Source organism: Streptomyces torulosus, assembly GCF_001419765.1.
GTDB classification, from domain to species: domain Bacteria; phylum Actinomycetota; class Actinomycetes; order Streptomycetales; family Streptomycetaceae; genus Streptomyces; species Streptomyces torulosus.
Map to the genome: position 1 here is coordinate 1 of NZ_LIRK01000741.1, position 10,558 is coordinate 10,558.

Annotated in this window: 7 protein-coding genes and 1 pseudogene; 4 read left to right on the forward strand and 4 right to left on the reverse strand. The window is 73.0% G+C overall.

The window, feature by feature from the left end; all coding sequences use genetic code 11:
• Window positions 1-24 precede the first annotated feature (24 nt).
• The 4 genes from AOK23_RS38850 to AOK23_RS38865 form a co-directional block, all read right to left on the reverse strand.
• Window positions 25-1,530, reverse strand: coding sequence for a glycoside hydrolase family 3 protein (locus AOK23_RS38850; protein WP_206336415.1), 1,506 nt, complete (start codon window positions 1,528-1,530; stop codon window positions 25-27).
• A gap of 104 nt (window positions 1,531-1,634) precedes the next feature.
• On the reverse strand, window positions 1,635-2,774 hold the full coding sequence (locus tag AOK23_RS38855; protein ID WP_055717171.1) for a M48 family metallopeptidase: 1,140 nt from the start codon (window positions 2,772-2,774) through the stop codon (window positions 1,635-1,637).
• A gap of 366 nt (window positions 2,775-3,140) precedes the next feature.
• Window positions 3,141-4,226 carry a sugar ABC transporter substrate-binding protein gene (locus AOK23_RS38860; protein ID WP_055717172.1) on the reverse strand — a complete coding sequence of 362 codons (1,086 nt, stop codon included), beginning with the start codon at window positions 4,224-4,226 and terminating at the stop codon, window positions 3,141-3,143.
• The gene (locus AOK23_RS38865; RefSeq protein ID WP_055717173.1) at window positions 4,223-6,757 is read right to left on the reverse strand and encodes a SpoIIE family protein phosphatase; all 2,535 of its coding nucleotides are present in this window, start codon (window positions 6,755-6,757) and stop codon (window positions 4,223-4,225) included. Before AOK23_RS38865 ends, AOK23_RS38860 begins: the two co-directional genes overlap by 4 nt.
• A gap of 302 nt (window positions 6,758-7,059) precedes the next feature.
• Between AOK23_RS38865 and AOK23_RS38870 the strand changes: the two genes are divergently transcribed.
• The 4 genes and pseudogenes from AOK23_RS38870 to AOK23_RS38885 all read left to right on the forward strand — a co-directional run.
• Window positions 7,060-8,151 (forward strand): sugar ABC transporter substrate-binding protein, encoded by a 1,092-nt coding sequence (locus AOK23_RS38870; RefSeq protein WP_055717174.1) that lies wholly within the window; start codon window positions 7,060-7,062, stop codon window positions 8,149-8,151.
• Between the two features lie 48 nt (window positions 8,152-8,199).
• The gene (locus AOK23_RS38875; protein WP_206336416.1) at window positions 8,200-8,973 is read left to right on the forward strand and encodes an ATP-binding cassette domain-containing protein; all 774 of its coding nucleotides are present in this window, start codon (window positions 8,200-8,202) and stop codon (window positions 8,971-8,973) included.
• A 5-nt stretch (window positions 8,974-8,978) separates the two neighbouring features.
• Entirely contained in the window at window positions 8,979-10,241 is a 1,263-nt protein-coding gene (locus AOK23_RS38880; RefSeq protein WP_055717176.1) for a sugar ABC transporter permease, read from the forward strand.
• Between the two features lie 134 nt (window positions 10,242-10,375).
• Window positions 10,376-10,558, forward strand: a pseudogene (locus AOK23_RS38885) (serine hydroxymethyltransferase); the annotation flags it as partial.

A 10,558-nucleotide genomic window follows, 5' to 3' on the forward strand; every position in this document is an offset into this window, starting at 1 on the left:
CGCTCAGGCCGCCCGCCCGCCCGCTCAGGTCGTCCGGCCCGTCAACGCTTCCGCCACCGCCCGCAGGTTGACGCGCCCGCGCCCGTACGCGCACAGCGCGTCGCCGGGCTCGGGCAGTCCCGTCGACACGAGCAGCGCGTCCGGCCGCCGTGCGAGGAGCCCGTCGCGCAGTCGCCCCTGCCACGGGTGCAGTCCGGCGTCGCACACGGCGACGACCAGGGGCCGCCCCTCGGCGGCGCGCGCCACCTCCCCGACGACGGCACCGGCGTCCGCCGGCTCCCCGGCGACCGCCGTCCCGGTGGCCGTCGGGTCGAGGGCCCGGATCTCGGTCAGCAGGTCCTCGCCGCCCCAGTTGAGGGCGGGGTGCGGGGGCGGGAACAGGTCCACCACGTGGGCTCCGGTGACGGGTCGGGGCAGCGTGCCGCGCCCGCTCCGTACGGCCCGGCGCGCCGCCGTGAGTCCGGCGTCCGCGTCCCATCCGGTCACCGCGCCGGATCGGTACGGCGCCGCGTAGCGCAGGGCGAGCCGCCGCACCCGCTCGGCCGCCTCCGTCACGCGTTCCTCGGCCAGTTTGCCGGTGGCCAGGGCGTCGAGGACGGCGTCCCGGCAGGCGAGGGTGACCTCCAGGTCGGGTACGGCGACGATGACCTGGTCCGCCCCGGCGGCCAGCGCGAGCCGTGCTCCGGCCGCCTCGCCGTAGCGGTCGGCGATGGCCTTCATCTCCAGGGCGTCGCTGACCAGGACGCCCTCGAAGCCCAGGTCGCCCCGCAGCAGCTCCGTGAGGACGCGGGGGCTGAGGGTGGCGGGCCGGTCCGGGTCGAGGGCCGGGAAGACGACGTGGGCGCTCATCAGCATCGGCACGCCCGCGTCGACGGCCGCCCGGAAGGGGGCGAGGTCGAGCCGGTCGTGGGGCCGCGGGTCGACGGCGAGTTCGTGGTGGCTGTCGGTGACGGTCCCGCCGTGGCCGGGGAAGTGCTTGGCGCAGGAGGCCACGCCGCGCGCCTCGGTGGCCGTGATCCAGGCCCGGAGGTGGCGGGAGACCAGGTCGGGGTCGGCGCCGAAGGCCCGGGTGCGCACGATGGGGTTCTCGGGCCTGCTCTGGACGTCGGCGACGGGCGCGTAGGAGGCGGTGATGCCGAGCGACAGGAGGTGTCCGGCCAGAGCCTCCGCGCAGGCCGCGGTGAGGGCGGGGTCGTCGGCGACGCCCAGGGCCCAGGAGCCGGGCACCTCGGGGGCGCCGGCCGCCACGAGATGGCCGATGCCGCCACCCTCGTTGTCGATGGCGATCAACAGGTCGGGGCGCAACTCCCGGAGTGTGTCGGTGAGTTGGCGCACCTGGTCGGCGTCACGGATGTTCCGGGTGAACAGGATGACCCCGCCCAGCCCTCGGTCGATGAGCCGTTTCAGGGTGTCGGGGACGGCCGTCGTACCGTCGAAGCCCGCGACGAGGCAGCGGTGGGCCGCCTCGTCGAGGACCGCGGGGAGAACCGGGCCGAAGGGCCCGGCGGCGGAGTGTGTCACCCCCGACATACTCTGGCTCATCGAGCCGCACGTCAACCATCGGGAAGAATAATTCAACCACCGGTGAGGGTGGCGGACGGGCGACAACCACCGAAGATGCCCCCGTGACCGGTTCAGCCCAGCACGCACTCCTGGATGACCTTGCGGGCCACCAGGCGGCGCGCCTCCTCCAGTTCGCCCTCGACGGCGTCGGCCTCCACCGCCCCGAGCGTGACCGTGGCGGGCCGCCCGGTCTCCTGTGACAGCCGGGCGACACGCGGGTCGTCGGCATCGGTGTCGGCCGGGCCGTCCGGCGCACGGCCGGGCAGGGTGGCCGCGTGGTCGGCGACCTTCGTCCAGAAGTCCCGCTCCGCGTTCCGCACGGCCTCGCCGCGGCCGAAGGTACGGGTGGCGACGGCCAGTCGGTGCGTCTCGGTGCACACGCTGTCGGCCGACCGCCGGTCCCGCAGCAGGGCGACCACCGCGGGCGTGGAGGCGACCCGGGCCGCCTCGGCGTCCGCCCGGAACTCCGCGTACAGCGCCGCCGGGACCGTGAGCCGGAGCAGCGCCCGGGTCAGGCCCTTCATCACCAGCTGCGGGATCCACAGCACGTAGTTCACGATCCGGCCGCGCTTCTTGAAGTCGCGTGTGGCCTCGGACATCTCGTCCGCGTGAGGGGCGCCGGGGGCGGCCGTCCAGATGCCCGCCGGTGCCTCGGCGCGGGCCGCCGCGAGTTCCGTCCCGCCGTTCAGGGAGGTGAGCGCCGTACCGACCAGCGTGCCCCGCCGGACGTCACCGCCGAAGTACGCCAATTCCTGGGCGAGCGCGGCGACCCGCTGCTCCGGGCGGGACGTCACCCAGAGCGGGAGCCCGATGTCCAGCACCCGGTGACGCCGGACGCCGTGGGCGGAGGCCCGGACGGCGAAGTCCGAGGTGATCCGCACGGCGTCGACACGGCGCTCGCCGACCTCGTCCGCGACGGCGTCCAGCAGCGTGAACAGCGCCGGGGCCTGGCCGCGGCGCAGGGTGGGCCAGTCGGACGCGAGGGTGCCGAGGCGGGGCCGCAGTTGGGCGGCGACACCGAGCAGCACCAGTCCGATCACCGGCTGCACGATCGTCGCCCAGCCGAACACGATCAGGGTCAGGCCGCCGATCACCAGCCCCGCCACGATGAGGTGCGCCGCGCACGCGACGCCGTACGCGGCCGCCGTGGCCGCTCTGCCCTTGCCGGGCGGCGCGGTCCCCGCCGCGTCCGCCACCTGTGTCTGCCCCACCACACCCTCCCCCGTCGGCTGGGGAGATCATAAACGCGCCGTACCGCGCCCTGATGCCCGCACGTGCGTCCGACGACGAGGGGCCCGGTGCATGGCGCACCGGGCCCGTCGCTCGCGCAGTCCCCGTCCCCACGGGAAGGCGCGCTCACCACATGCCGCTCGCACGTGGGGGCGGGGATCGCCGTGACCGGCGGCCGTGGCCGTCCGCCGCGCAGGTCATCGCCGCTCCCGTGGGGACATCGTGGTACCCGTGGGGCCGGTGGGAGAAGAGGGGAAGGGAAGTTACTGAAGGGTCCTCACACCCCCCGCACAGAAGGCGAGTTCGATCCGGCCTGTGCGGGCGTGGACCGGTTCGGCGGGACCCGCCTAGGAGGTGAGTCCCTCCCGGTCGCAGGCGGCGCGGAGTGCCGGGGTACAGATCTGGTCGACGGTGTAGACGCCGTCGTCGACGAGGGTCGGCTTGATGGTGCCGATCGTCACCGGGGTCGGTGCGAGGAGCACGGTGGGGATGTCCTCGGTGGTGGGGCTGTCCGTCGTGGTGGTGGCGATGTCGTCGAGGTCCTCGCCGCGGCCCAGGGCGACGGCCATACGGGCCGCCGCGGACGCCTCCGCCTGGAAGGGCTTGTACACCGTCATGGTCTGCTCGCCCGCGACGATGCGCCGTACGGCGTCGAGGTCGGCGTCCTGGCCGGTGACCGGCGGCAGTTCGCTGACGCCGGCCTTCTTGAGGGCCGAGATGGCTCCGGCGGCGATCGCGTCGTTGGCCGCGAGGACTCCGTCGATGCGCCGGGGGCCGAGGGCGGCGATCGCGGCGTCCATGTTGGCGTGGGCGTTGTCCGTGCTCCAGCCCCGGGTCTCGTACTCCCTGCCGATCTTCACCTTGCCCTTGAGGACGGACAGGGCGCCGTCCCGGTACCAGGCGGCGTTGGGGCTGGCCGGGTCGCCGTTCATCATGACGACGGTCCCGCCCCGCGCGTCGCGGCCCATCGCCTTCAGCAGGGCCGCGCCCTGGAGCCTGCCGACCTGTGCGCCGTTGAAGGAGACGTAACCCGATATCGGGCCCTCGGCGAGCCGGTCGTAGGCGACGACCGGGACGCCGGCGCGGTCGGCCTCCTGGATCGAGGAGCGGATCGCCCGGGTGTCGGCGGCGTCGAGGATCAGGACCTTGGCCCCCTTGGTGATCATGGAGGTGACCTGTTCCCGCTGCCGGGTCGCGTCGTTCTCGGCGTTGGCGTACCGCAGGGCGCAGCGGGGGCACAGTTCCTTGATCCGCTTCTCGATCAGCGGCTTGTCGGAGTGCTCCCAGCGGGGGATGGCTCCGCTCGGCAGGAGCAGACCGACGGTGAAGCCGCCGTCCGTGTCCGATGCGTCGTCCCCGCCGCAGGCGGCCATGGACATCGCCATGAGCGCGGTGACGACCGCCGCCCCGACCTGCCCCGTACGTGTTCTCATGACAGGTCCCTCGGTTCCGTTCGGGTTTCCGGGTGCGCGGAGGCCGTGTCGCGTCGCGGTACGACGATCTCGCTCCACACCTGTTTGCCGCCCGCCACCGGCACCGTGCCGAAGGAGTCGGACATCGCCTCGACGAGCATCAGGCCCCGCCCGCCGGTCGACTCCCAGTCCACGATCACCGGTTTGGCCGGGGCGCGGGGCGAGGAGTCGCTGACGCAGACCCGTACCCGGTCGCCGCGCAGGGTGAGGTCGATGCGTACGGGGCCCTGGGTGTGGACCAGGGCGTTGGTGACGAGTTCGGAGACGACCAGCAGCACCGCGTCGGCCACCTCCTGCGCGTGCCACCGGCGCAGGGTGCGCGCGGTGAAGCGGCGGGCGTGCATGACCGCGTCGGGCAGCCGCCACACCGCCCAGCCCGCCTTGACCGGCCGGGTGCGCATCCCGTCGTAGCGCAGCAGCAGCAGCGCCACGTCGTCCTCGCGGGGGCCGAAGTCGCCGAGGAGTGCGTCGGCCACCCGTCCGGGGTCCGCCGGGTCGGCGACGGTGAGCGAGGCGCGCATCCGGCGCATGCCCTCGTCCAGGGGCAGGTCGGCGGCCTCGACGAGACCGTCGGTGACCAGCGCGAGCACCGCGCCGGGGACGATGGGGACGGCCGTCATGGGGAACTCGGCGTCCGCGAGGATGCCGAGCGGGGGTCCGCCCTCGACCAGGACCTCCTCGGTGCGGCCGTCGGGGTGGCGCATCAGCGGCGAGAGGTGTCCGGCGCGGACGAAGAGGATGTTGTCCTCCTCCATGTCCAGTTCGGCGTAGCAGCAGGTGGCGAACAGGTCGGTCTCCATGCCGACGAGGAGCCGGTTGGCGTGCGAGATGACCACGTCGGGCGGGTGGCCCTCGACCGCGTAGGCGCGGACCGCCGTACGCATCTGGCCCATGATCGTCGCGGCGCCGGCGCTGTGTCCCTGGACGTCGCCGATGACGAGCGCCACCCGGTCCTCGGAGAGGGCGATGACGTCGTACCAGTCACCGCCGACCTGGAGGCCCTGTCGGGCGGGGACGTAGCGGGCGACGGCGATGCCGCCGGGCAGGTCGGGCAGGCGCCGGGGCAGCAGGCTGCGCTGGAGCATCGTCGCGAGTTCCTGCTCGGCGTCGTGCGCCTGGGCGCGTTTGAGCGCGTCGCCGACGAGCGCGGCGGTGGCGGTGAGCAGGGCCCGCTCGTCGGGGACGAACTCGTGCGGACGGTCCCAGCCGATCAGACACACGCCGACGGCGCGGCCCTTGGCGGGCAGCGGCAGGACGGCCAGTCCGCCGTCGCCGATGCCGAGGAGCCCCGGTTCGAACTCGGTACCGGCGGGCCAGAGGTCCATGCGGCCGTCCCGCAGGGCCGTCTTGAGGGTGGGGAGGACGCTGATCGGCGCCTCGGGCCACTCGGTACGCCATTCGGCCCGCCATCTCTCGGGCCAGTAGGTGGTCTGCGGCGGGTCCAGCACGGTCACCACGAGTCGGTCGCCCTGGAGTTCGGCGAGCGCCACCCGGTCGGCGCCGAGCGGCTCGCGCAGCGCGCTGACCACGACCCGGCCGACGTCGCGGACGGTCGTGGCGTCGTCGAGTGCCGCCGTCAGCCACTGGATCCTGGAGACGTCGTCGGCGCTGCGGCGGAATTCGGAGGTCGCCGTCACGATGCCCTGCACCCGTTCGGGCCGGCCGTCGGCTCCGGCGAGGACCCGGCAGCCGAGGCTCAGCCAGCGCATCCCGCCCGCGGGGCAGCGGACCCGGAACTCCAGTTCCCGCCGCTCGACGGCCTGGGTCGTGGGCTCCACCACGGACATCAGGGCGTGCATGTCCTCCGGGACGGCGTGGGCCAGCAGGGTGTCCACCTTGCCGTCGAACTCGTCCGGGGTGATCCCGACCAGGTCGAGCAGGGTCTCGTCCGCCTCGATGAGACCGGTGTCCGGCACCAGGGTGAACGAGCCGACGTGCATCCCGCGCAGTGCGGTGGTCAGCGGCGACGTCGGCACGGCACCGCCGTCCCCGGCGCGCAGGACGTCGGCCACGGCGTCGGCGTACCGGCCGAGGAAGCCGCGCTGCTCGGGGTCGAACCCGGCGGCGGACGGTCCCACGACGACGAGGCAGCCCCGGCGGCCGCCCTCGGTCCTCAGGGGCAGGGCGCCCAGGGAGGCGCGGATGTCCGGGGGCACCGGCCGGCCCTCCGGGTAGCCGGCGAGCCCCGGGGCGTCGAGCCAGAGCGGCCGGCCGGTGCGGACGGCGTGCGCGACGGCCGAGCCGCCGGACAGGGGCAGCCGGTCGGGCGGCGCGTACGCGGCGGTGGCGCGTCCCGTCGTCTCCACCAGCCGGAGTTCGGTGTCCGCGGGGCCGGCCGTGTAGACGGCGGCGAGCGCCGTCCCGGCGAACGTCAGCGCCCGTTCGCTCGCGGCGGCTTCCGGCAGCAGGGAGGGGTAGCGGGTGCCGGCGGCACCGTACCCGGACACCCGCCGCTCCGAGACTCCGGCCTGGACAGGGCCGTCATGGGGCATGTCCGCAACCTTCCTCCCGTCCATGCCGCGAGCCCTGACAAGATCAGGCACTCACCTACCAGAATCGCATATACGAACCGACCGGACAGAACGGGCGGAAGGGTCGGCGGCTGAGCATTCGCAGAACATCGCGGCCGGTGACAAACTGACGACGTGGTCGCCCCGCCGCTTCCACGCGGTACGTCCCGAAGCCGGTGGCGCCGCTCCGCGACCGGGCACGCATCCCTGACCCCGCGGCGCACACGGGATCCTCCCCGCGCGCGGTGAGGGGCGACGCGGCGCAGGGCGAGGAGGTCTGTCACATGAAGGCCCGCATCCGGGACGCGGCAACCGCGGTGACCGCGGTCTCGACGGCCGTCGTCCTCAGCGCCTGCGGGGCCGACGACGCCTCCGACGACGCGTCGGACGGGAGCGACGCCACGACGATCGGCCTGCTGCTGCCGGACTCCACCACGGCGCGGTGGGAGACGCAGGACAGGCTGCTGCTGGAGAGGGAGATCAAGGAGCGTTGCGCCGACTGCGAGGTCGAGCACGGCAACGCCAAGGGTGAGGTGGCCGCCCAGCAGGAGCAGATGGACTCCATGATCACCCGAGGGATGGACGCCATCGTGCTCGTGGCCGTGGACTCCAAGGCGCTCGCGGGCTCGGTCGGGAAGGCGGCGGACGCGGGCATCCCCGTCATCGCCTACGACCGGCTCGCCGAAGGCCCCATCTCGGGCTATGTCTCCTTCGACGGCGAGGAGGTGGGCCGGCTCCAGGGCCAGGCCCTGCTGACGGCCATGGGCGAGAGCGCGGACGACAGCCAGATCGTCATGATGAACGGCGATCTCAGCGACCCCAACGCGGTGGCGTTCAAGAAGGGCGCGCTGTCCGTGCTCCAGGGCAAGGTGAAGATCGGCAAGGAGTACGACACCGCCCAGTGGCGGACGGAGACCGCGAACATGAACATGTCCAGCGCCCTCGCCAGTCTCGGCGCCGAGTCCATCGACGGGGTCTACGCCGCCAACGACGGTCTCGCCGCCGGCAGCATCGCCGCCCTCAAGGCGAACAAGGTCGAGCCGCTGCCGCCGGTCACCGGACAGGACGCCGAACTTCGAGCCGTCCAGCGGATCGTCACCGGCGACCAGTACATGACGGTGTACAAGCCCTTCGCGCCGGAGGCCTCCGCCGGTGCCGCCATGGCGGTGGCGGCGGCCCGCGGGGACAGCCTCGACGAGGTGGCCACGGACACCGTCACCACCGACGGCAGGACGGTGCCCGCCGTCATGCTCACCCCCATACCCGTGACCGCCGACACGATCGAGGACACCTTGGTGAAGGACGGCGCCTACACGGTCGAGCAGATCTGCACCCCCGCCGTACAGGCCGCCTGCGAAAAGGTCGGCCTGACCTGACAGCCGGTCATGACCGGGCCCCGCGCCCCGGTGAGGAGATGGTTGCCCGTGCCGAGTCCCCCCTTGCTGGCGCTGCGCGGTGTGTGCAAGCGCTTCGGCGTCGTCGACGTCCTCAAGGACGTCGAGCTGGAGATCCACGCCGGACAGGTCGTGGCCCTGCTGGGCGACAACGGGGCCGGCAAGTCCACCCTGGTCAAGGTGATCTCCGGTGTGACCCCCGCGGACAGGGGGGTCATCGAGTGGGAGGGCGGCAGGGTCCACATCAGGCGCCCGCACGACGCCCGCGATCTCGGGATCGCCACCGTCTACCAGGACCTCGCGCTGTGCGGAAACCTCGACGTCGTCGGCAATCTGTTCCTCGGGCGGGAGATCCGCCGGTTCGGGCTGCTCGACGAGGTGGAGATGGAGCGCCGCACCCGGCATCTGCTGGACCGGCTGACCCGGGGCATCCCCGATCTGCGCGCCCCCGTCGTCGCGCTGTCCAGCGGTCAGCGGCAGACGGTCGCCATCGCCCGCTCCCTGCTGGGCGAGCCCCGTGTGCTGATCCTGGACGAGCCGACCGCGGCCCTGGGCCTGGAGCAGACCAACGAGGTCCTCGACCTCGTCGACCAGCTGCGCGACCGGGGTCTCGGGGTCCTGCTGATCAGCCACAACATGGGCGACGTCAAGGCGCTCGCGGACCGGGCGGCCGTGCTGCGCCTCGGCCGCAACAACGGCTTCTTCGATGTGAACACCGCGTCGCAGGAACAGATCATCGCCTGCATCACCGGGGCCACGGAGAACGTGCCCCGCCGGGTGGCCACCCCCGAGGCGGGGTGGTGAGGGGGATGCGGGAGGAAGCGCGGACGGAGCCCACCGGATCCGACACCGAGGCCCGTGAGCCGAGACGCGGCCGCGCCGTCGCCGGGGCGACGGAGCGCGGGCTCGCCGCCCTCCGGCGCAAGCTGAGCTCGGGCGAGCTGAACTCGCTGCCCGTCGTCCTCGTCCTCGCCGCCGTCTGGATCACCTTCCAGATCCTCAACCAGAACTTCCTCTCCCCCCGGAACCTGTCCAACCTGAGCGTGGACATCGTGGGCACGGGGCTGATCGCCGTGGGCATCGTCTTCGTGCTGCTGATCGGCGAGCTGGATCTGTCGGTCGGCGCGATCAGCGGACTCGCCGCCGCCGTCTTCGCCGTGCTGAACGTGAACAACGGTGTGCCCGAATGGCTGGCACTGGTCATCGCGGTGCTCGCCGGCACCGCCGCCGGCACCGTCCAGGGTTTCTCCTTCGCCAGAACCCGGGTGCCCGCGTTCGTCGTCACGCTGGCGGGCCTGCTCACCTGGAACGGGCTGATGCTCTACATCCTGGGCACCAGCGGCACCGTCAACCTCAGCGAGGACGGCATCGTCGCCCAGCTGACCAGCTACTACCTCAGCCATGACGCCGTCGCCTACGGTGTGGCGGCGATCAGCGCCGTCATGGTGTTCGCCGCCGCCCACCAGGACCGTCGGCGCCGCATGGCGGTCGGCATGCCGCACCGCTCGTTCACGGGCATCGCGGTGCGCACGGGCGTCGTGGCGGTGCCGGCGTTCGCCATCGCCTACGTCCTCAACCGCTTCCAGGGGCTGCCGCTCGCCCTGCTGGTGTTCCTGGTGGTGGTGGCCGGCCTCGACATCGTGCTCCGCCGCACCCATTACGGGCGGCAGGTGTACGCGCTCGGCGGCGGCGTCGAGGCCGCGCGGCGCGCCAGCCTCAATGTGGCCGGCGTCCAGACGGCGGTGCTGGCGGTGTCGGGCACCATGGCCGGGATCGGCGGCCTCTTCCTCGCCTCCCGCATCACGTCGGTGAGCCAGAGTTCCGGCTCTGGCGTGCTGCTGCTCAACGCGATCGCGGCGGCCGTCATCGGCGGCACCAGCCTGTTCGGGGGCCGGGGCACGACCTGGTCGGCGGTGCTGGGCATGCTGGTCATCCAGTCGATCGCCTCCGGCATGGCCATCACGGACACACCGGTCGCCGTCCAGTTCATGATCACGGGCGGGGTGCTGTTCGCCGCCGTGGTCATCGACTCCTTCTCACGCCGCTCGCAGGAGGCACACGGACGAGCGTGACGGCGCCGGGGCGGCCTTCGGCGTGCGCGCGCGTTCGTGACGCACCCTTGACCGGGCCCCACCCCACCCTGACCATGTTGCGTATCGCTCAATCCGTTGCTCCATACGCATCAGCTTCATCAGGGAGGACGTCGATGACCGTTCTGAACACGTCTCTGCACGAGCTGGACCCGGAGGTCGCGGCCGCGGTCGACGCCGAGCTGCACCGCCAGCAGTCCACCCTGGAGATGATCGCCTCGGAGAACTTCGCTCCGCTCGCCGTCATCGAGGCCCAGGGCTCCGTCCTCACCAACAAGTACGCCGAGGGCTACCCCGGC